20 protein-coding genes are annotated in these 19,691 nt (G+C 71.6%); 12 read left to right on the forward strand and 8 right to left on the reverse strand.

Annotation, left to right across the window (positions count from 1 at the left end; translation table 11 throughout):
* Positions 1-103: 103 nt before the first annotated feature.
* Entirely contained in the window at positions 104-1,111 is a 1,008-nt protein-coding gene (locus NIE111_RS12435; RefSeq protein ID WP_238684547.1) for a LacI family DNA-binding transcriptional regulator, read from the forward strand.
* On the opposite strand, the gene NIE111_RS12440 is transcribed toward NIE111_RS12435, so the two are convergent.
* The 3 genes from NIE111_RS12440 to NIE111_RS12450 all read right to left on the reverse strand — a co-directional run bounded on the left by NIE111_RS12440 (position 1,108) and on the right by NIE111_RS12450 (position 4,080).
* A complete protein-coding gene (locus NIE111_RS12440; protein ID WP_238684548.1) occupies positions 1,108-1,833 on the reverse strand; it encodes a methyltransferase domain-containing protein in 726 nt (241 codons plus the stop codon). The two genes, NIE111_RS12435 and NIE111_RS12440, sit on opposite strands and share 4 nt — an antisense overlap.
* Before the next feature lie 262 nt (positions 1,834-2,095).
* Positions 2,096-2,404 (reverse strand): hypothetical protein, encoded by a 309-nt coding sequence (locus NIE111_RS12445; RefSeq protein ID WP_124822832.1) that lies wholly within the window; start codon positions 2,402-2,404, stop codon positions 2,096-2,098.
* A 38-nt stretch (positions 2,405-2,442) separates the two neighbouring features.
* The gene (locus tag NIE111_RS12450) at positions 2,443-4,080 is read right to left on the reverse strand and encodes an ABC-F family ATP-binding cassette domain-containing protein (protein WP_238684549.1); all 1,638 of its coding nucleotides are present in this window, start codon (positions 4,078-4,080) and stop codon (positions 2,443-2,445) included.
* Positions 4,081-4,142: 62 nt separating this feature from the next.
* Between NIE111_RS12450 and NIE111_RS12455 the strand changes: the two genes are divergently transcribed.
* The 3 genes from NIE111_RS12455 to NIE111_RS12465 all read left to right on the forward strand — a co-directional run bounded on the left by NIE111_RS12455 (position 4,143) and on the right by NIE111_RS12465 (position 5,787).
* Complete coding sequence (locus NIE111_RS12455; protein ID WP_238684550.1) at positions 4,143-4,913, forward strand: ROK family protein; 771 nt, start codon at positions 4,143-4,145, stop codon at positions 4,911-4,913.
* A gap of 129 nt (positions 4,914-5,042) precedes the next feature.
* On the forward strand, positions 5,043-5,411 hold the full coding sequence (locus tag NIE111_RS12460) for a tetratricopeptide repeat protein (RefSeq protein ID WP_112584722.1): 369 nt from the start codon (positions 5,043-5,045) through the stop codon (positions 5,409-5,411).
* 121 nt (positions 5,412-5,532) lie between these two features.
* Entirely contained in the window at positions 5,533-5,787 is a 255-nt protein-coding gene (locus tag NIE111_RS12465) for a Smr/MutS family protein (protein ID WP_007465523.1), read from the forward strand.
* Positions 5,788-5,807: 20 nt separating this feature from the next.
* Here the strand turns inward: NIE111_RS12465 and NIE111_RS12470 are convergent, their stop codons facing one another.
* Positions 5,808-6,302, reverse strand: coding sequence for a GNAT family N-acetyltransferase (locus tag NIE111_RS12470; protein ID WP_238684551.1), 495 nt, complete (start codon positions 6,300-6,302; stop codon positions 5,808-5,810).
* Positions 6,303-6,401: 99 nt separating this feature from the next.
* Between NIE111_RS12470 and NIE111_RS12475 the strand changes: the two genes are divergently transcribed.
* Positions 6,402-6,899, forward strand: a complete 498-nt coding sequence (locus NIE111_RS12475) for an NUDIX hydrolase (RefSeq protein WP_238684552.1) — start codon at positions 6,402-6,404, stop codon at positions 6,897-6,899.
* Positions 6,900-7,091: 192 nt separating this feature from the next.
* Here NIE111_RS12475 and NIE111_RS12480 read toward each other — a convergent pair whose 3' ends face one another.
* Positions 7,092-7,436 carry a hypothetical protein gene (locus NIE111_RS12480; protein ID WP_238684553.1) on the reverse strand — a complete coding sequence of 115 codons (345 nt, stop codon included), beginning with the start codon at positions 7,434-7,436 and terminating at the stop codon, positions 7,092-7,094.
* Positions 7,437-7,468: 32 nt separating this feature from the next.
* The gene (locus NIE111_RS12485; RefSeq protein ID WP_238684554.1) at positions 7,469-7,705 is read right to left on the reverse strand and encodes a hypothetical protein; all 237 of its coding nucleotides are present in this window, start codon (positions 7,703-7,705) and stop codon (positions 7,469-7,471) included.
* Between the two features lie 194 nt (positions 7,706-7,899).
* On the opposite strand from NIE111_RS12485, the gene NIE111_RS12490 reads away from it, so the two are divergent.
* Together NIE111_RS12490 and NIE111_RS12495 are read left to right on the forward strand one after the other, a co-directional pair.
* Positions 7,900-8,700: a 2OG-Fe(II)-dependent halogenase WelO5 family protein gene (locus NIE111_RS12490; RefSeq protein ID WP_238684555.1), complete on the forward strand. Its 801-nt coding sequence runs from the start codon at positions 7,900-7,902 to the stop codon at positions 8,698-8,700.
* A 16-nt stretch (positions 8,701-8,716) separates the two neighbouring features.
* Positions 8,717-9,658, forward strand: coding sequence for a threonine/serine dehydratase (locus NIE111_RS12495; protein ID WP_238684556.1), 942 nt, complete (start codon positions 8,717-8,719; stop codon positions 9,656-9,658).
* A gap of 4 nt (positions 9,659-9,662) precedes the next feature.
* Here the strand turns inward: NIE111_RS12495 and NIE111_RS32240 are convergent, their stop codons facing one another.
* Positions 9,663-11,813: a tetratricopeptide repeat protein gene (locus NIE111_RS32240; protein ID WP_238684557.1), complete on the reverse strand. Its 2,151-nt coding sequence runs from the start codon at positions 11,811-11,813 to the stop codon at positions 9,663-9,665.
* Positions 11,814-12,094: 281 nt separating this feature from the next.
* Between NIE111_RS32240 and NIE111_RS12505 the strand changes: the two genes are divergently transcribed.
* Complete coding sequence (locus NIE111_RS12505) at positions 12,095-12,583, forward strand: hypothetical protein (RefSeq protein ID WP_238684558.1); 489 nt, start codon at positions 12,095-12,097, stop codon at positions 12,581-12,583.
* A 52-nt stretch (positions 12,584-12,635) separates the two neighbouring features.
* Here NIE111_RS12505 and NIE111_RS12510 read toward each other — a convergent pair whose 3' ends face one another.
* Complete coding sequence (locus tag NIE111_RS12510) at positions 12,636-15,056, reverse strand: M28 family peptidase (protein ID WP_372488319.1); 2,421 nt, start codon at positions 15,054-15,056, stop codon at positions 12,636-12,638.
* Positions 15,057-15,346: 290 nt separating this feature from the next.
* Here NIE111_RS12510 and NIE111_RS12515 point away from each other — a divergent pair, with 290 nt between their 5' ends.
* The 4 genes from NIE111_RS12515 to NIE111_RS12530 are packed head-to-tail and all read left to right on the forward strand — an operon-like array spanning position 15,347 to position 19,527.
* Positions 15,347-16,546, forward strand: a complete 1,200-nt coding sequence (locus tag NIE111_RS12515; protein WP_238684599.1) for a PP2C family protein-serine/threonine phosphatase — start codon at positions 15,347-15,349, stop codon at positions 16,544-16,546.
* Entirely contained in the window at positions 16,543-18,276 is a 1,734-nt protein-coding gene (locus tag NIE111_RS12520) for a sensor histidine kinase (protein WP_238684559.1), read from the forward strand. Before NIE111_RS12515 ends, NIE111_RS12520 begins: the two co-directional genes overlap by 4 nt.
* On the forward strand, positions 18,273-18,725 hold the full coding sequence (locus NIE111_RS12525; RefSeq protein WP_238684560.1) for a response regulator: 453 nt from the start codon (positions 18,273-18,275) through the stop codon (positions 18,723-18,725). The genes NIE111_RS12520 and NIE111_RS12525 overlap by 4 nt, the downstream gene beginning before the upstream one ends.
* Positions 18,718-19,527 carry an inositol monophosphatase family protein gene (locus tag NIE111_RS12530; RefSeq protein WP_238684561.1) on the forward strand — a complete coding sequence of 270 codons (810 nt, stop codon included), beginning with the start codon at positions 18,718-18,720 and terminating at the stop codon, positions 19,525-19,527. Before NIE111_RS12525 ends, NIE111_RS12530 begins: the two co-directional genes overlap by 8 nt.
* Positions 19,528-19,691 lie beyond the last annotated feature (164 nt).

Consider the following 19,691-nt stretch of genomic DNA (forward strand, 5'->3'; position numbering starts at 1 on the left):
GGGCCCCTCGCGACGGCAAGGGGCCCTTCCCCCATCGTTTGTGCACCGTCGCGGAGAAGCCGCTGACGGTATGGTGCGCCCGTCACCTCGGGGAGGTTGCGGCGTGCGACACAGACTCAAGGACGTGGCCGAACGGGCCGGCGTCTCCGTCAAGACCGTCTCCAACGTCGTGAACGGCCACGTGCACGTGCGACCGGACACCCGTGCCCGGGTCGAGGAAGCGATCGTCGAACTCAACTACCGGCCCAACCTCTCCGCCCGCCACCTCCGCAAGGGACGCACCGGCGTCATCGCGCTGGCGGTTCCGGAACTGGACATCCCGTACTTCGCCGAACTGGCCCGTCACGTGGTCACCGCTGCCGCCGAGCACGGCTGGACGGTGCTCATCGACCAGACCGGCGGCCGGCGTGGCCAGGAACGGGTGCTTGCCTCCGGTATCACCGACCACCTGATCGACGGGCTCATCCTCAGTCCGTTGGCGCTCACCGCGGCGGACCTGGCCGGTCTGGACGGCACCCCGATGGTGCTGCTCGGCGAGCGGATCGAACACTGCCCGGCGGACCGCGTGGTGATCGACAACGTGGCAGCGGCCCGGGAGATCACCAGCCACCTGATCGAGTTGGGTCGCCGCCGGATCGCTGCCGTCGGCGCGCAGCGCACCGACGAGGGAGCCAGCGGCCGGCTGCGTCTGACCGGCTACCGCGATGCGCTGCGCGTCGCCGGCCTCGACCACGACCAGGACCTGGTGGCGTCCGCGCCGGCCTGGCACCGCGCCGACGGCGCGGCCGCGATGCGCGGCCTGCTCACCTCCGGGGTACGCCCCGACGCCGTCTTCTGCCTCAACGACACGCTGGCCCTCGGTGCCCTGCGGGCACTGCACGAGGCCGACCTGCGGGTGCCCGAGGACGTGGCGGTGGCCGGCTTCGACGACATCGAGGACGGCAGGTTCGCCACCCCGACGTTGAGCACCGTCGCCCCGGACAAGGAGCAGGTCGCCCGCCTGGCCGTCCAACTCCTCGCCGACCGCCTGGACGGTGACCCCACAGTCCCCGCCCGGGAACTCCGCGCCCCCTACCGCCTGGAACTGCGCGAATCCACAGGGACCCGCTAGTCGAAGAAGCGGGCCAGGTGGGACTGCGGCGCCGGGTCGGCGTCCGGGGGGAGGGGCGTCAGGTCGGCGAAGATCGAGGCGCCGTCGCAGCCCGCGTGCAGTGGGTACCAGCGCGGTGTGCCCGGTGGCCGCAGTTGGCAGATCCCCTTGAACGTCTGCACGTCCATCAGCCGGACGTGGGTCGGGTCGGCCACCGCGTTCACGTGCCCCCACCAGGGGCTCATCACGTGCAGCACCCCACCGGGGCGGAGCACTCGATGACACTCGTCGACCAGCGGCAGAAAGTCGATCAGGTGCTCCAGGATGTGCACCGCGAAGAGGACGTCCACCGAGTTGTCGGCGAGCGGCAACGAGCCGGACAGGTCCGCCACGGCATCCACGCCGGGTGCCGGGTAGATGTCCAGCCCCAGGTTGCTCGACCACTGTTTGGTCGGCCCACAACCGAGGTCCACCACCACCGGCGCCCGCCCGCCGATGCCGACCCGGCACCAGACGCCGTAGACACCGGCCAGTTGCCCCACCAGGTCCCGCACCAGCCGTAGCTGGGCGGGATCGGCCACGTCGCCGCTCAGATGGGCCACCCCCCGGTCGAACCGCGCCTCGACCGCCAGGTCCCGCAACCGATCATCATGGCGGACCTGGTCCGTCCACGCCTGGGCGAGGAAATTGTCTATCGCCCGCAGCCGGTCGGCCGAGGGCGGAGTCTGTGCCAAAGCGACCATTCGGGCCACCTCCCGCCGCGCGATACCCGCAATCGCGCCCGTTATGCCCCGCTCGTCCGCCTCGTTGCCGACTCGGGTGCGGCCCATCGGTGGGGGTGTCGCATGATGCGGGGCAGGATCGCAGTCGTCTCGATGCCACACAGGCATCACGATGACTCTGCGGCATCACCCTCAACGCGGACATCGGCTCCGCCCGGGTACGCGGCGAGCCGCGAACGACCAACTCGGCTCATGCCACACCGGTCGGCCCGGCGCGGTCGGGTCAGCCGGAGAGGGTGCGGCGGCCCCCGCGCATCCGCTGGCGAGGCGGCGGGTCGGCGGGCTTCGGCCGCTTGAGGTGGTAGCGGTGCAGTTCGTGGTTGCCGGGCAGGGACGGGTCCTCGCTCATCGCGACCAACTCCCAACCCTGGTCACCGGCCCGGTTCAGGTGAGCCAGCGAGGTGTCGCCATACGGCGTCACGTCGACCATCGAGCCGTCCGGCCCGTACCAGACGAAGACGACCTCCCAGCCGAGGTCGTTGGTCGCCGCCTGGCGGCGGCGGACCAGCAGGGCGTACTCCCACTTGAGCATGGCGTCATTCTCACCCCGCGCCGGCCCGCGGGCACGGATCAATCCTCGGCGATCCGCCCGGCGTCGACCCGCAGTCGCCGGTTGGTCTCGATGGCGGCCAGCATCCGCCGGTCGTGGGTGACCAGCAACAGCGTTCCGGGGTAGCTGGCCAGCGCCGATTCGAGCTGCTCGATGGCGGGCAGGTCCAGGTGGTTGGTGGGCTCGTCCAGCACCAGCAGGTTGACCCCACGGCCCTGCAGCAGGGCCAGCGCGGCCCGGGTCCGCTCACCGGGGGAGAGGGTGGCCGCCGGTCGGGGCACGTGCGCCGCCCGCAGGCCGAACTTGGCCAGCAGGGTCCGCGCGTCCGCCGGCGACAGATGGGGTACGGCCGCCTCGAACGCGTCGATCAGCGGCACGTCGCCGAGGAACAGCCCGCGGGCCTGGTCCACCTCGCCGACCACCACGCCGGGCCCGAGCGAGGCGGTGCCGGCGTCCAGCGGCAGCCGGCCCAGCAGCGCGGCCAACAGGGTGGACTTGCCCGAGCCGTTCGCCCCGGTCACCGCGACCCGGTCCGCCCAGTCGATCTGGAGGTCGACCGGGCCGAGGGTGAAGCCACCACGGCGTACCACTGCTCCGCGCAGCGTGGCCACGACGGCGCCGGCGCGGGGTGCGGCGGCGATCTCCATCCGCAGCTCCCACTCCTTGCGGGGCTCTTCGACCACGTCGAGCCGTTCGATCAGCCGTTCGGTCTGCTTGGCCTTGGCGGCCTGCTTCTCGCTCGACTCGCTGCGGAACTTGCGGCCGATCTTGTCGTTGTCGGTGGCCTTGCGGCGGGCGTTCCGCACGCCCTTCTCCATCCACCCACGCTGGGTGCGGGCCCGAGCCTCCAGCCCGGCCTTCGTGTCGGCGTACTCCTCGAAGTCCGCGCGCGCGTGCCGGCGGGCCACCTCGCGCTCCTCCAGGTAGGCCGCGTAGCCGCCGCCGTAGTGGTTCACCTGCTGCTGCGCCAGGTCCAGCTCCAGCACCCGGGTCACCGTGCGGGTGAGGAACTCCCGGTCGTGGCTGACCAGCACCGTGCCGGCCCGCAGCCCGGTGACGAACTCCTCCAGCCGCTCCAACCCGGCCAGGTCCAGGTCGTTCGTCGGCTCGTCGAGCAGGAACACGTCGTACCGGCTGAGCAGCAGCGACGCGAGCCCGGCCCGGGCCGCCTGGCCCCCGGAGAGCCCTGTCGTCGGGTGGTCCAGGTCGACGGCGAGCCCCAGGTCGGCGCTCACCTGCTCGGCGCGTTCGTCCAGATCCGCGCCACCGAGGGCGAGCCAGCGCTCCAGCGCGTCGCCGTACGCGTCGTCGGCGCCCGCCGCCCCGGCGGTCAGCGCCTCGGTCGCCGCGTCCAACGCCGCCTGCGCGGCGGTCACCCCGGTCCGGCGGGCCAGGAAGTCCCGTACCGTCTCGCCCGGCCGCCGTTCCGGCTCCTGCGGCAGGTGGCCGACGCTCGCGGTGGGCGGGCTGAGTCGCACGCTGCCGGCCTCGACCGGCAACAACCCGGCGAGGGTACGCAGCAGCGTCGACTTGCCGGCCCCGTTCGGCCCGACCAGCCCGACCACGTCGCCGGGGGCGACCACCAGGTCCAATCCGGCGAAGAGCGGGCGGTCGCCGTGCCCGGCGGCCAGGTCCTTGACGATCATCGTGGCGCTCATCAGGACGGCAGCCTATCCGGCCGCCCGCATACGACCGGCCGCCAGCGGGCAGACTCAACGACGTGGTGACCACACTGGCGATCGACTGTGGCGGCGGGGGCATCAAGGCGTCCGTGCTCGACGAGGCGGGAACGATGCGGGCCCGGCCGTTGCGGGTGCCCACCCCGTACCCGTTGCCGCCCGCCCTGTTTGTCCGAACCCTGCTGGATCTCGGCGGGCGCCTGCCAACGGCGGACCGCATCACTGTCGGCGTACCCGGGATGATCCGACACGGAGTGGTAGTGAGCACCCCGCACTACGTGACCCGCAACGGCCCCCGGAGCCGAGTCGACCCGGACCTGCTCGCCGAGTGGTCCGGCTGGGACGCGCGCGGCGCGCTGGCCGACGCGTTCGGGGCGCCGGCGCTGGTGCTCAACGACGCCGAGGTGCACGGCGCCGGAGTGGTCGCCGGCACCGGCTGCGAGCTGGTGCTGACCCTCGGGACGGGGCTGGGCAGCGCGCTCTTCGACGGCGGGGTGCTCGCACCGCACCTGGAGCTGTCGCATGCGCCGGTGCGCTGGGGCACCACCTACGACACGTACGTCGGCGAGCCGGAACGACGGCGGCTCGGTGACGCCTTCTGGTCCCGCCGGATCCGCCAGGTGGTGGACGGGCTGCGCCCGGTGTTCCGCTGGGACCGGCTCTACCTGGGCGGGGGCAACTCCCGACTGATCCGGCCCGAGCAACTGGCCCGGATGGGCGACGACGTGGTGGTGGTGCCCAACACCGCCGGAATCGTCGGCGGTGTCCGCGCCTGGGAACTTTCCGCAGGACGCCGGGACGCCCGCACCTGACCCTTCGACACCCGTCGGCGGCCTTCGGCGGCCCGAACTGACCCGATCTCGACCCCGGGAACAGTCGCCAAACGTCCGGTGTTGTGCCAGCGTCGGAACAGGTGACGGTGCGACCCGAGGAGGTGGCAGATGGATCTTCTGGCGGACTACCGGCGGGCGACCATGTTCTTCGAAACCGGTGACCCCAGCGGGGCAGCTCGACTGCTGGAGCCGATCATCGACGCCGAACCCGGCAACGCGGCGGTCCGGCAACTGCTGGCCCGGGCGTACTTCCAGTCGGCCCAGCTCAACCGGGCCGAGGAGCATCTGCGCGAGCTGGTCGAACGGGACCCGAGCGACCACTACGCGCACCACGTGCTCGGTCGGACGCTGGAGCGGCTGAACCGACACACCGACGCGCTGCGGCACCTGCGGATCGCCGCCGCGATGTACGCGGCCAACGACGACTACCGGACGGCGCTGGAGCGGGTGGAGACCCGCCTCGGCGGCAGGCGTTGACGGTGCGCAGTTCCATGACGGGGGCGGTCCTTCGGGGCCGCCCCTTCCGTCGCCGGATTGGCGGGCCGGCGGCCGCGCCTAGGATGGCGGACATGGGACCTGACCGGCCGGGGGCTGCGGCATGAAGCTCAAGCTGGACCTGCACGAGATCTTCAACAAGGGCCAGGACATCGACCGGGCGTTGCGCGGGATCATGGACGAGGCGGTGGCGAAGAAGGCCACCCTCGTCGAGATCATTCCCGGCAAGGGGTCCGGCCAGCTCAAGAAGCGGGTGCTGCGGTTCCTCGACCAGAAGGACGTCAAGCAGCTCTACCACCGCGTGGAGAAGGACTCGAAGAACTTCGGCCGCCTCTTCGTCCACTTCCGCTGGAAGTAGCGACGGCACAGCCTCTGACCTCAGGTCCCGATCTCAGCGACCATCGTGTCCGCGTCCTCGAACGACTCAACCGTGCGGAACCCTTCGGCGGCGTAAAGCCCCGCAGCGAAGTTCGCCCGCTCCACGCTCAGCGACACGGTGCGGATGCCACGTTCTCGTGCGGCGTCCAGAACACCGCGCAAGAGCACCCGGCCCACACCCCCACCCCTCCAGCTTTCCACCACGCCGATAGTCAGCTCCGGCACGTCGTCACCCACGTACCCGTAGCCCGGATCAGCGGCGGTCAGGTATCGGAACCAGGCCGCGCCGACTGGCCGATCAGCAGGGTCCATCGCAACCAGGCCGAAGTCGTCAGGCCGCATCCAGCCGGTGACGTAGTGAGCCAGCGCCGCATTCGCCAGGATCTGCTCGCGAGACCAGTTGCGCTCAGGCAGCCAGTTGATGGCCTCCACGAGCATGTCAACCAGGAATTCGCGATCAGCCGAGGTGGCCGCGCGGATGACGAGATCAGTCACCGTCGAAGCCTCGCACACGTCAGCACGGCCGAACAGGCACGTCAGGGCGCAGCGTCGAGCTGGGTGTCAACGGTGATCGTCGACCCGTAGGGTGTCCTGATGTCGACGGTGAACCTGCGGCGATCGGCGCGTGCGGTCGTCGTCGATGAGGACGACCGGGTTCTGCTGCTACGACTCGCCATTCCCGATCCGGCTGGCACGATCGCCGTTTGGATCACTCCCGGGGGTGGCGTCGAAGACGGCGAGACGCCACTGGCCGCGCTGCGGCGAGAGTTGCGCGAAGAGGTCGGTCTTGCTCTCGATGTCGACCCGCCTCAGGTCTGGCGCCAGGAGATAGTCGCCGCCGGGTTCGCACCCGGCCACGATGGCGTCGTGAACGACTACTTCCTCGTTCGGGCCGCGTCGTTCGCGCCGCGCGGTGCGATGAGCGACGAGGAACTCGCCGCCGAGCACGTCATCGGCTGGCGTTGGTGGTCGCTGTCAGAGATCAGGCAACACCACGGTCCGGAACTGTTCTCGCCACGTGATCTCGCCACGCCGTTGACCGCACTGATCGCTGACGGAGCACCAACCAAACCCGTGGCGCTCGGCCTGTAGGTAGAGCGAAGCGGACCGGACGTGGAGGCAGACTGGCTGCGGTACGAGGACCGGTGCGCAGCCGACGCCCCCATGCCGCGATCTTGCACTTACTGTCCCGGCGAAAAGGGCATCACACGCTTTTCGGCGACAGAAACTGCAAGATCGGCGGGGGCTGGACGCGACGGACTACTCAGATCAACGGGGGCGCGGTCAGAGGATCGTGACGAGGAGGCCGCAGGCGAGCAGCGGAAGCACCGCGGCGAGGGTGCCCACCAGGGCCGACGAGCGGATTCCGGTCCGGGAGACGAGCATCGCGAGCGTCGACAGGCTGACCAGCAGCGCGAGGAACAGCGCCGGCAGGGCCACGTAGAGCCCGAAGAGCAGCGTCCTCGACCGTTCGGAGTCGCACACCTCGCCGCAGTCTGCCGGGACCGACCCGGAGAGCGTGCCGAGGAAGAGGCCGAATGCCGCGACGACGGCCATGTACCAGCCGGCCAGCACCAGCAACGAGGAGCGCCGGTCGGCGAGGTCGGTGCGGGGCGGCGCAAGGGTCATCGGCGGAGTATCCGCTGTTGCGCTGAGAAGCGTCAGCCCGCGAGGGCGTCGGCGCGGGCGGGGCGTCGGGACCAGCACTGTGGGCGCTGCCGGACGGCGAGCTCCAGAGCCTGATGGTCGGACTCGATCATTTCCCGGGCTATTCGACGCGCCATTTCCAGGCGGTCGGCGTGCATGTCAAGATCCGTCGGGCCGGCGCCTGCCATCTCGAACTCCTTGTCAGCGTTCGAACTAGTCGCATCATGCGTCACGCCGAGAACCGTCACCATTCCCCGATCGGTGGAAAGCTTCCGCCGTACGGCTCGGTGTCGATTTCCCCGGTTGCGCCGATGGTAGCGGTGGGCGCGCCACGCGGCCCGGAACTGCGGTTACCGCGTCTTGCCTGCGGTTTGTACATTGCACGGTGCGCGGGTCGGGGGGCGCGACACGTCCGGTGAGGGATCTTCGTTACGGGAGGACCGCCGTGCAGCATTCGAGCACTACCGATCCCTTGTTCGTCGCCGTCGAATCAGAATCGATCACCCGGGCGGATGTCGCCGGGCTCATCGCGGGGCGGCTGGCCGCCGTTCGGGTGCCGGGGTTGCTCTCCGCGGCCCGCTGCCAGGCGATCACCGCCGCCCTCGCCAACGCGCCGATGGACCGCTACGACGAGAGCCGGGTCTTTCCCGTCGTCGCCAAGTTCGGTCCGGCCATCAACGACCACCGGTCCGCCGGGGCACTCCGCGAGGACTACTGGGACGCGGCCCGCGCGGCCGAGAAGGGCTGGTCCACGCTGGGTCTGTCGGACTCACCCCGGGACCTGTGCCTGGCCGCGTTCCGCGGTGCCTGGCCGGACGTGGCGCCCGGGCGGCGGCAGGGTCGGGAGATGCACGTCGGCATCGTCCGCGAGATCAACGCGGGGCTCCAGGTGCACTTCGACGACGCGGTACGGGAGTACGCGGGCCGGCTGCTCGATAGCGAGGTGGTGGCCCAGTTGGCGTTCAACATCTACATCCGGGTGCCACCGGCCGGTGGTGAGACGGTGCTGTGGCGGCGGCGCTGGCAGCCGGACGACGAGCCGTTGCGGGTCCCCGGCGGGTACGGCTTCCAGGAGGCGGTGGCCGCCGACAGGCAGTCGTTGACGTTGCGCCCCACCCTCGGGGAGGGCTTTCTGTTTGATCCGCGGCACTATCACACGGTGCGTCCCGCGTCGGATGGCCGACGGATCTCCATAGGATGTTTCGTCGGGCTCACCGACGATGGTCGACTGGCCCTCTGGTCGTAGTGAAGGGCGTTTCCCCATGGTGGACAGAAGCGACGTCGAGGCAGCCGCGGCCCTTGTCGAGGGGCGGGTCCGGGAAACCCCTGTCATCGCCGTCGGCGGCGCCGATCTGGGTGTGCCCGGGCAGCTCAGCCTCAAGTTGGAGCTGCACCAGCACACCGGCTCGTTCAAGCCGCGCGGCGCGTTCAACCGAATGCTCCAGGGTTCGTTGCCCTCGGCCGGGGTGATCGCCGCATCGGGTGGCAACCACGGTCTCGCCGTCGCGTACGCGGCCCGGTCGTTGGGGGTGCCGGCGGAGGTCTTCGTGCCGGTCACCGCCTCGCCGGTGAAGGTGCAGCGGTTGGCCGGGTTGGGCGCGCAGGTGCGCCAGGTGGGCCAGCACTACGCCGAGGCGTTGGCGGCGAGCACCCAGCGGGCCGGGGAGACCGGCGCGTTGGTAGTGCACGCGTACGACCAGCCGGAGGTGGTGGCCGGTCAGGGCACCGTCGGCCGGGAGCTGGAGCGGCAGGTGGGCGGGATCGACACAGTGCTGGTGGCGGTCGGTGGCGGCGGGCTGGTGTCCGGTATCGCCAGTTGGTTCGGTGGTTCGGTACGTGTCGTGGCGGTCGAGCCGGAGCAGATTCCTACCCTGCACTCCGCCCTCAAGGCCGGTCGGCCGGTCGACATCGAGGTGGGCGGCATCGCCACCGATTCGCTGGGTGCCCGGCGGATCGGCGAGATCGCCTTCGACACCGCCCGCCGGACCGAGGTGGTGTCAGTGCTGGTCCGCGACGAGGACCTGGTGCGGGCACGCCGGTTGCTCTGGTCGGAGCTGCGGGTCGCCGCCGAGTTGGGCGGTGCCGCCGCACTGGCCGCGCTTGTCGGTGGCGCGTACGTGCCGCAGCCGGGGGAGCGGGTGGCAGTGATCATCTGTGGTGGCAACACCGACCCGAGCGACCTCGGCCCGGCGGCCCCGCACTGACCGGTCAGTCGCCGTCGCGCAGCCGGCGCAGCGCGTGTTCCACCTGGAGGGTGTCCAGGTGGGTGTCGCCGAGGAGTCGCCGGCGGTCGGCCAGCAACTGCTCGTACACCTCGATCGCCGCGTCGACCTGCTCCCCGAGCAGCAGCACCAGGGCCAGGGTGGATCGGATGGCGAGCACCTCGCTGCGGTCGGCGTGCCGAGGTTCGACTGTGGCCAGGGTGGCCCGCAGTTCGGCCTCCGCCTCGTCGAGCCGGTCCTGCGCCTGCATGCAGCGAGCCAGCGTGTGTCGGGCCTGCCAGGTCTCCGGTTGGTTGAGCGGCCACAACCGGTAGCGGACCTCCAGGATGGCGTGCAGCATCTCCTCGGCCTCGGGCGCCCGTTGCTGGGCCAGCACCGCCAGCGCCAGGCTGTGCCGCACGATCATGGTGTCCCAGTGTTCCGGGCCGCGTACCTGGTCCTCCGCAGCGACGATCTGCCGCAGTTCCAGCTCGGCCTCCGGCCACTGGCGCTGCGCCATGATCGCCTTGGTGAGCTTGTGCCGGCTGGCGAGGGTGTCGGCGTCGTCGCTGCCCAGCACCCTGGTGCGGTCCGCGATCACCTCGCGGAGCACCCGGTCGGCCATCTCCGGCTGGTTGCGCTCCAGCCAGGTGCGGCCCAGCTCGTGGCGCAGCGCCAGCACCTGCGGCCGGTCCAGGTCGTGGTCGTACGCGGCACAACCGCGCACGATCGGGTCGAGGATGTCGAAGGCCGAGCCGGGTAGGCCGACCGCGATGAGGTAGCGGGCGGTGAGCCGGGTCAGCTCCAGCGCGCGGCGTACCGTCTCGGGGTCGTGCTTGTGTTTCTGCGGCACGAGGTACTCCCGCACGGCCTCGACCAGGTGCGGCACCAGCACGTCCCAGTTGGTCCAGGCCGCCGAGTCGTCCGGGTTCTGCCCCTCGGTGGCGGCGAGCAGCAGCTTCATGACCAGCCCGTGGTACTCGGCGATCTGCTCGCGCACCTCGTCGCGGTCGCGGAACATCGCGTGCACCAGTGGGTGCAGCGAGAGCACGTGCGCGAACGCCGGGTCGGTGACCTCCTCCTGCACGTCGAAGTCGACAAGGGCCAGGTTGCCGATGCCCTCCAGCACCTTCACCCGCTGCCGGCCGGTGAGCCCCTTGAACAGCGGCGACTCGGCCAGGATGGCCGGCTTGAGCACCACCTCGTAGGGCACCGGGGAGATGCTCAGGCAGGCCAGCACGTTGAGCAGTGGCCGGCTCTGTTGGAGCTGGCGGCGGGCCAGCAGGTCCAGTGAGATGTCGTCGACCTCGCGGACGATCTCCAGGCCGAGGGACTCGTCGAGGTCGACGTCGGCGGCGTCGCGCGGTGAGCGGAACCGACGCTGCACGGCCGTCCGGTAGTCGGCGAAGGTGGTGATGGTGGATGAGCCGCGCCAGACCGGGCTGGCGTTGACCGACCGCAGGTAGTTACCGGCGGCGCGTAGGGCGAGGGGCAGCCCGCCCAGCTCCCGGGCGAGTTCCCGGGCGTCGGCCAGGCCGCCGGCCTGGGCGCCGGCCCGGTCGATCAGCACCTTCGCGCCGGCGTCGGCGTCGAGTGGGCGCACCTGGTGCAGCACCGACCAGGTGCCCCAGGTGGCCCGGTTGCCGTCCCGGCTGGTAACGATGACCATGCCGTCTTCGGCCTCCGGGCTGCGCAGCCAGCCGGTGCCGTCGGCGAGCACTCCGTCGGTGGGGCCCAGGCTGGCGGGCTCGTCCGCACTGTCGAAAATCAACAACCAGGGCTGCGCGGCCTGGTTGAGGTAGCGCCATACCAGGTCGGTGGCGCTGATCATCCCGGCCCACGCCTGGTCGACCTGGGTCTCCGACGCGCCGAGTTGGCTGACCACCTCCCGCATCCCGGAGTTGAGCCGCCCGGCCTGCACCCACCAGACCGTACGGCCGTCGGCCCGGGCCCGGCGGGCGATCTCCAGCGCGACGTGGCTCTTGCCGGACCCGCCCATGCCGCACAGGATGTGCACCGAGGGCGGGCCCCCGGCATTCTGGCCCGGCCGGACGATCTCGCCGATCAGGTCGTCGCGCCCGTGCAGCGGGCTGTCCAGTCGTCCGAGCGGTGGGTCGACGGAGACCCGACTCGGCCGGTCGTACGCAGGCCGAGGCACGCCGGCATCCTCGGGTGGAACGTCCGCAGTCAATGCGGTCCCCCTTCGGTGGCGAATTCACAATGGGGCTGCGGCGTTTGATCCTGTCCAAATGGTGGACAGTCGGAGGGATTGCCGCCCGCACCATGTCGACCGCAAGCGTATCCACCCCCGTACTGGGTTGCACACTCTCCGTTCAGGCCCCCCGGCTGACCAAAATCAGTGCCGTAATTCCCAATTCGCTGCTGATTCCGGCCGATCCGCCGTGCGCGGCACTCGACACGGGCATCCACGATGGACTCATGAACTGGTCGCCAATCCAGGACGTCGTCGACTGGGGTTCCGTGCCGGACTGGTTCGGCGCGGTCGGCTCCATCGCCAGTGTGCTCTTCGTCTACCTCGGATTGCGGCGGGAGATCCGTGCCCGCCGCAACGACGATCTGCGGGTCCGGGCCACCCAGGCTCGGCTGGTCTCGGCGGTGGCCGAGATTCGCGGCACCTCGGTGCTGCGGGTCGCCGTCGCCAACGAGAGTGACGCCCCGGTGCTGGACGTGGTGGTGCTGGCTCGACTCGTCCCGCCCGACGATCCGGACGCCCCGCCGGTCGGGCTGGCCGCGGCGAAACAGGTCCGTCGGATCCCCGGCCGCGACGTGCACGACCTCTTCGTCACAGTCGCGGCGGAGCACCGGCTCCGCTCGGCCGACACCGTTCTGGTGGACCTCACCTTCACCGACCACGACGGTAATCGCTGGCACCGGATCGGTGCCGGCCAACCCGAACCGGTGGGCTGATCGAAAAGGGTGGTCCGGCGGAAGAAAGCTCCCGCCGGACCACCCCTTCATCTCAGAGGGGATAGGTGCGGGCGACCGCCAACATCTCCGAACTGTGCGACCCGACGACGCCGACAGCCGGCGGCCGGGGGCGGAAGCCGGGCAGCGCGTCCAGCCCGTCACTGGCGTCCATGGCCCGCAGCGCGACCTGCCCGGCGATCGGACGCAGCGTCAACGCGACCTCGACGCCCTCCGCTGGCGGGGCGTGGAACACCAGCCCGAAGCCCCACTTTCCCGCGCGGGGCTCCACCGGCACCGACCGCCCCGCCACGTCGGCGCGCAGCACGGTGGCGGTCGACGTGTCGACGTGCAGGGTGGCGAGCCGGGCCGCCCGCTGCGGAGTGAGCCGCAGCCGCAGCGTGCGCTCGCCACCCGCAGTGGCGTCGGCCACCACCTCCAGCTTCGGTGCCGGCAGGTTCGCCGACTGCGCCGGGCCGGCCCGCAGCTCGCCGTCGCCGAGCCCGGGGAAGTCATCGCCGACGTCGGTGACCCCGTCCACGTAGCCGTCCGTCCACGGCTGCGGGTCGCTCTCGTGGCTGAGCCAACGGGCCTGGCCGGTGCCGGCGTCCATCGCGTACATCAGGTGGGTGGGAGCGGGGTGGGCGGCGTCGAACCGGTCCACGCCCAGGCCGACCCCGGCGAGCACCACCGCCGCCACCGCGGCGGCGCCGGCCGGCAGCGCCGCGAGCCGCCGGGCCCGCAGCGCGAGCAGACCGCGCTGGCCGCCGGCCTGCGGGTGCAGCAGGTCGACCACCGGCAGGGCGACCAGGCCGAGCAGCACCGCGACCAGCGCGGCCACCCCGCCCATGGCCATCCCCAGCGCGGGGAAGAGCAGCACCACTGTGGGCAGCAGGATGACCACACCCACTGCCGCGGCGGCCGTCACCGCCACCACCGGCCACGGTCCGGTCTGCCGGGTACGCAGCGCGACCAGCCCGCCGAGGGCGCCGCCCAGCGCCGGCACCGTGGTGAGGTACGCCCCACCCGGCACCGCCACGGCGAGCAGCACCCCGAGCACTGCCAGCCAGGCCAGCCCGCCGACGGCGAGCGCGGCCGGGCCGATCCGGCGGCGGGTCAGCGCGTACCAGGTGAACAGGATGGCGGTGGCGAGTGCCAGGACGGCCAGCCGGTACCAGATCGGCCGGTACGGGTCGAGTAGCTCCGCGTACCCCGGTCGGATCGTGGTGATCGCCAGCCAGAGCAGTTGGGCGGCGACCGGCGCGGCGACGATCGGCACCAGGGCCAGCGCGAAGCCGGCGGCCAGCCGGCCGGTGCTGGCCCGGCCGCTCCGGCGGGTCAGCCAGCCCAGGGCGGCAACCAGTGCCACCGCGAGCAGGGCCAGCGGCAGTGTGAGCCAGCCCGGGTAGCGGACCAGCCCGCCGGGGACGGGGAAGTAGGTGGCGTCGTGCCCGGAGCGCAGGTCGGTCAGGTCGGTGCCACCGAACTCCCGGGCCAGGCCCAACGCGTTGTCGCCGTGCTGCTGGAGGCTGCCCCGGTCCATGGAGGCCGGGGTGTCCAACGGCGTGTGGTAGATCGCGCCCCCGTCGATGTACGCCGAGTTCAGCCCGACGAACTTCTGGTCGAGGAAGGCGGTGAAGTCGGTGTCGTTGGGCAACGCGCGGTAGATCTCCACAGCGAACGAGGTGCCGACCGGGTGTGGGGCGGCCCGGCCGAAGATGTCCACCAGCTTCGCGTTGTTCCGGGACGTCTCGAACATGATCACCGGCCCGGTGGAGCCCCGCGCCTCCAGGTTGAGCACCACACCGCCGTCGGCGGCCAGCGGGTGGCTGGCGGCGAACGCGGCCGCGCCACAGAGGCACGCCTCCTCGGCGTCGGTCAGCACGAAGACGATGTCGTTGCGCGGCCGGGGGCCGGTGGTCAGCGCGCGTGCCACCTCCAGGATCGTCGACGTGCCGGCCGCGTCGTCGTTGCCGCCCGGCCCGGTCTGCACCGAGTCGTAGTGGGAGACCAGGAAGACCCGACCCGTCGAGTCGGTGCCGGGCAGCCGGGCCACCACGTTGCGGACCCGGGCCAGTGTCGCCCCGCCCGCCGCCCCGCTGAGCTGACCGGCCTCCGGCGCCACGGTGTCCTGCACCTCGGTCTCCAGGCCCAGCCCCCGCAACTGCTGCTCCAGGTGCGCGCGGACCTGTTCGTTGGCCGGGCTGCCGGCGACGTGCGGTCGGGCGGCGATCACCTGGACGTCCTCGTACGCGCGGCCGGCGCTGAACGCGTCAGCCGGCGCGTCGGCCGACTTCGGGGCCGGGGTGCGCAGGTCGAGCAGACTGCCGGCGCCGACCGCGGCCAGCGCGACCAGCGCCGCCGCAGCGGCCACGAGCCGCCGACGCGGCCGGGTCAGCGCGCGGCCGGCAGGGGGTACGCCCGGAGTCGGACGGGGCGGCGTGCCCGTCGTGGCCGGGGTGGTGGGTGCGCCCACGGGAGCTCCTCGGGGGGTGGTGGGGCCTGGGGTGGGATCATCCTGCCCGTCGGGCGCTGCGGATGGGACGGCCGGTAGGTCCCGCGTCCGTCAGCCGCCCGGTTTGTCCACGGCCGAGCAGTGATGCGCCCCATCCCCGCCCGCGCCGCAGGCATCGTGTTGTGTGCGACCGTTGTCTAATACAGGATCAGCAGGGCACTCGGAAGGAGCCCGACATCACCAGCGAACTCCCGCGTCTCGCGGCGGTGACCCGGCCGCACCGGGGGGCCGGCTTGGCCGGTTCCCCAGTTGTGCCGTACCCGCACGGTGGCCTGGCGCGGCACGCCAACCTGCCGCCGGGCGAGCGGTTGCGGGTGCTGCTGGTGGAGGACGACGAGGGCGACGCCTTCCTGGTCGGTGAGCTGCTCGCCGAGACGAACTCGATGATCGACCTGCTGGTCGCCACCAGCCTCCGGGAGGCGCGGCAGCGGATCAACGACGTCGACTGCGTCCTTCTCGACCTGGGCCTGCCCGACGCGCAGGGGCTGGACGGGCTGCGCCAGGTGTTGGAGATGTCCAGCGGCGCCGCGGTGTGCGTGCTGACCGGCCGCACCGACGAGCACCTGGGCGTCGTGGCGGTCGCCGAGGGCGCCCAGGACTACCTGGTCAAGGGCCAGGTCGACGGGGTGCTGCTGACCCGGGCGCTGCGCTACGCCGTGGAGCGTAAGCGCGCCGACGAGAACGCCCGCCGGTTGCGCGAGGTCGAGCTGCGCCAGGCCGAGTCGGCCCGACTCGAACGCGGCCTGCTGCCCCAACCGCTGATGACGACCGACCAGGTCGCTGTGCACACCTTCTACCGGCCGGGCCGGCACGCCGCATTGATCGGCGGAGACTTCTTCGACGTGGTGCAGACCCACCCGGACCGCCTCGACCTGATCGTCGGCGACGTCTGCGGGCACGGCGTGGACGAGGCCGCGCTCGGGGTCGAACTGCGGGTGGCCTGGCGCGCCCTGGTGCTCGCCCGGGTGCCGGACGACGAGGTGTTGCCCGCCCTGGAACAGGTGCTCATGAGTGAGCGCCGCCTCCAAGAGATCTTCGCGACGGTGGCCACCGTCAGACTGGACCTGGACGCCAACCGGGCCACCGTCCGACTGGCCGGGCACCCGCCCCCGTTGCTGCTCTCCGGCGGCCGGGTCGCCCCGGTGCCCGCGCCCGGCGGCCTGCTGCTGGGCGTACGACCTCGCCGGCCGATCGCCTACGACCTGGAGTTCGACACCGATGACTGGTCCCTGTTGATGTACACCGACGGCCTGATCGAGGGGCGGGTGGGCGCCGGCAACGAACGGCTCGACGTACCGGGCCTCAGTGGCTTGCTGGACGAGCCGGCCAGCCGTTCGGTGTCGCTGCCCGAGCTGCCGGCGTGGCTGGTCGGGCGGGCCGAGCGGCTCAACGGTGGCCCGCTCGCCGACGACGTGGCCATGCTGCTGGTCAGCCGGGGTGATGGCCGGTGAAGCCGGTCGTCGGCGGCTGGAGTCTGCGCCGCCGGGTCATCACCCTGCTCACCGTCGTGGGCTTTCTGTTGATCGGGCTGGCCAGCGCGGAGGCGGCGATGGCCGCCCGCAACCGCACCCAGATCGACGCTGTCCTGAACGAGACCGGCCCATTGCGGGTGCAGTCCCAGGAACTGCTCAACGCGCTGCTCGACCAGGAGACGGCGATCCGCGGGTACGCGGTCAGCGGCGACCGGGACGACCTGAACCCCTACCGGGAGGGGCTCGCCCAGGAGCAGAGCGTCACCGCCTCGATGCGGACGCTGCTCGACGACTATCCGGAGATCAGCCAGGAGCTGCGGACCGTCGAGGAGCGTGTCGCGCAGTGGCGACGGTCGGTCGCGGAGCCGGTGATCACCACCACCGAGCAGAGCGGCACCACCGCCGGCCAGGCATTGGTCACCGAGTCGGCCCGGCAACAGTTCGACGAGGTGCGCTCGGCGGTGAACGACCTCCAGGACGAGGTCCTGGCCGCCCGGGAGCAGACCGCCACCGACGTGCGTACCAGCAGCAACGTGCTGGTCGTCCTGCTGATCGTGGCCGCCCTGGTGGTGGTCGTGGCCGGTGCGGTGCTGCTGCTCTCGCTGGACCGGATGGTGGTCCGCCCGCTGACCGGCCTCGCCACCCAGGTCCGCGAGGTCGCCGAGGGCGACTACCAGCACCGCATCGCCACCGTCGGCCCGCCGGAGTTCATCCGACTCGGCGAGGACGTGGACGCGATGCGGCAGAAGATCGCCGCCGACCTGGCCGAGGTCCGGGCCGCCCGCGAGCGCATCGAGTGGGTAAACAGTCAACTCCAGAAGCAGGCCGAGGAGCTGACCCGGTCCAACCGTGACCTGGAGCAGTTCGCGTACGTGGCCTCGCACGACCTGCAGGAGCCGCTGCGTAAGGTCGCCAGCTTCTGCCAGCTGCTCCAGCGCCGTTACGCCGGGCAGCTCGACGAGCGGGCCGACCAGTACATCGCGTTCGCCGTGGACGGCGCGCAACGGATGCAGCGCCTGATCAACGACCTGCTCGCGTTCTCCCGGATCGGGCGGCTCACCACCGGCTTCGTCGAGGTCGACCTCAACAAGGTGATGGGCGACGTGGCCGGCCAGACCGAGGCCGCCCGGCAGTACGCGGACGCCGAGTTGACCTGGACCGAGCTGCCGGTGATCTCGGGTGAGGAACCGCTGCTCACCAACCTGCTTGCCAACCTGGTCAGCAACTCGATCAAGTTCCGCCGCCCGGACGTGCCGTCGAAGGTGCACGTCTCGGCCCGGTTGGTGGGCGCCGAGTGGGAGATCACCTGCCAGGACAACGGCATCGGGATCGAGCCGGAGTTCGCCGACAAGATTTTTGTGATCTTCCAGCGGCTGCACTCGAAGGACGCGTATCCGGGCACCGGCATCGGGTTGGCAATCGTCAAGAAGATCGTCGAGTACCACGGCGGCCGGGTCTGGGTGGATACCGACGTGCCGGAGGGCACCGCGATCCGGTTCACCCTGCCGGCACTTCCCGAGGACGTCGCGGCGGCTACCGCCGCCGATGCCGAGGGGGAGCCGAACGTCCCGACCGTGGGCGACACGACTCCCTCGACCGAGGCCCCGGCAGCGCTGACGGAGCAGGCTGACGGGCCGGACCAGCCGGACCGGGCCGACGAGACGCTGGAAAGCGGTAGAACGGGTGACATGAGGGAGACGGTGGGATGACCGCGCCGGCGGATGGCAAGAGCCCGATCGAGGTCCTGCTCGTCGAGGACGACCCGGGTGACGTGCTGATGACCCAGGAGGCGTTCGAGGAACACAAGCTGCGTAACCGGCTGACCGTCGTCTCCGACGGGGCCGAGGCGCTCGCCTACCTGCGCCGGGAGGGTCAGTACGCCGACGCGGTGGCGCCCGACCTGATCCTGCTCGACCTCAACCTTCCCCGGCGCGACGGCCGGGAGGTGCTGGAAGAGATCAAGAAGGACGAGAGCCTGCGCCGGATCCCGGTGGTGGTGCTCACCACCTCGCAGGCCGACGAGGACATCCTGCGCAGCTACCAGCTGCACGCCAACGCCTACGTGACCAAGCCGGTGGACTTCGAGCGCTTCATCTCGGTGGTCCGTCAGATCGACGAGTTCTTCGTCAGCGTGGTCAAGCTGCCGCCGCGTGGCTGACACCCTGCTGGACGACGTCGGCGGCCTGCTCTGGGAGGCCGCCGACCAGGTCGTGCTGCCACTGTTCCGCAAGCTCGACGACGATGACGTGTCGGAGAAGGCGCCCGGCGAGGTGGTCACCGTCGCAGACCGCAGGGCCGAGGAGTTGCTCTCCGCGGGGCTGCGCCGGCTTCGGCCGGGCTCGATGGTGGTCGGCGAGGAGGGTGTCGCCGACGATCCGGGGTTGCTGCGGCACCTCCGCGACAGCGGGGACGTCTGGCTGGTCGACCCGGTCGACGGGACCGCCAACTTCGCCGCCGGTCGCCGGCCGTTCGCCCTGATGGTGTCGCTGCTGACCGACGGGCGGCCGACCGCCGGCTGGATCCTGGACCCGCTCGCCGGCACTCTCGCCGCCGGCTCGGTGGACGAGGGCACCCTGCTCAACGGTCGACCGGTGGACGGCACCGGCACGGTGCCGCCGCTCGGCGAGCTGCGCGGCGCGGCGATGACCAAGTTCCTGCCGCCGGAGACCCGCGACCGGGTCCGCGCCGGCGGGCGGCGGCTCGGTGAGCTGCTGCCCGGCCTGCACTGCGCCGGTCGGGAGTACCTGGACATCCTCACCGGCGAGCAGCAGTTCACCCTCTTCTGGCGCACCCTGCCCTGGGACCACGCCCCGGGCACCGTGCTGGTTCGTGCCGCAGGGGGTGTCGCCCGCCGGTTCGACGGCGTCGACTACCACCCCGCCGACGACGGCCGCGGTCTGCTCGTCGCCGCCAACGAGCAGGTCTGGGCCGAGGTGCGCGACGCGCTCCTCAGCACCTGATCCGCGCGCTGCGCGACCACGTTGGGACGCTCCGTCGACATCGGGACAGCCGGAGGGTCAGTGGGCTGGTCACCGGCCCACGATCCGGTATCGTGACCGGCGGTCTCCGCCAGCAGGCCGCCGACCGGCGCCGCCGTGCAGTGTTCATCGGGGGCCGGCGGTCG

Origin of the sequence: Micromonospora hortensis (genome assembly GCF_022230935.1) — a bacterium.
In the GTDB taxonomy this organism is placed as follows: domain Bacteria; phylum Actinomycetota; class Actinomycetes; order Mycobacteriales; family Micromonosporaceae; genus Micromonospora; species Micromonospora hortensis.

Bases quoted from the DNA above. Each gene is read 5' to 3' on its own strand.
- NIE111_RS12440 (WP_238684548.1), bottom strand. From the start codon at position 1,833: ATGGTCGCTTTGGCACAGACTCCGCCCTCGGCCGACCGGCTGCGGGCG.
- NIE111_RS12445 (WP_124822832.1), bottom strand. From the start codon at position 2,404: ATGCTCAAGTGGGAGTACGCCCTGCTGGTCCGCCGCCGCCAGGCGGCG.
- NIE111_RS12450 (WP_238684549.1), bottom strand. From the start codon at position 4,080: ATGAGCGCCACGATGATCGTCAAGGACCTGGCCGCCGGGCACGGCGAC.
- NIE111_RS12460 (WP_112584722.1), top strand. From the start codon at position 5,043: ATGGATCTTCTGGCGGACTACCGGCGGGCGACCATGTTCTTCGAAACC.
- NIE111_RS12465 (WP_007465523.1), top strand. From the start codon at position 5,533: ATGAAGCTCAAGCTGGACCTGCACGAGATCTTCAACAAGGGCCAGGAC.
- NIE111_RS12475 (WP_238684552.1), top strand. From the start codon at position 6,402: ATGTCGACGGTGAACCTGCGGCGATCGGCGCGTGCGGTCGTCGTCGAT.
- NIE111_RS12480 (WP_238684553.1), bottom strand. From the start codon at position 7,436: ATGACCCTTGCGCCGCCCCGCACCGACCTCGCCGACCGGCGCTCCTCG.
- NIE111_RS12485 (WP_238684554.1), bottom strand. From the start codon at position 7,705: ATGGTGACGGTTCTCGGCGTGACGCATGATGCGACTAGTTCGAACGCT.
- NIE111_RS12495 (WP_238684556.1), top strand. From the start codon at position 8,717: ATGGTGGACAGAAGCGACGTCGAGGCAGCCGCGGCCCTTGTCGAGGGG.
- NIE111_RS12505 (WP_238684558.1), top strand. From the start codon at position 12,095: ATGAACTGGTCGCCAATCCAGGACGTCGTCGACTGGGGTTCCGTGCCG.
- NIE111_RS12525 (WP_238684560.1), top strand. From the start codon at position 18,273: ATGACCGCGCCGGCGGATGGCAAGAGCCCGATCGAGGTCCTGCTCGTC.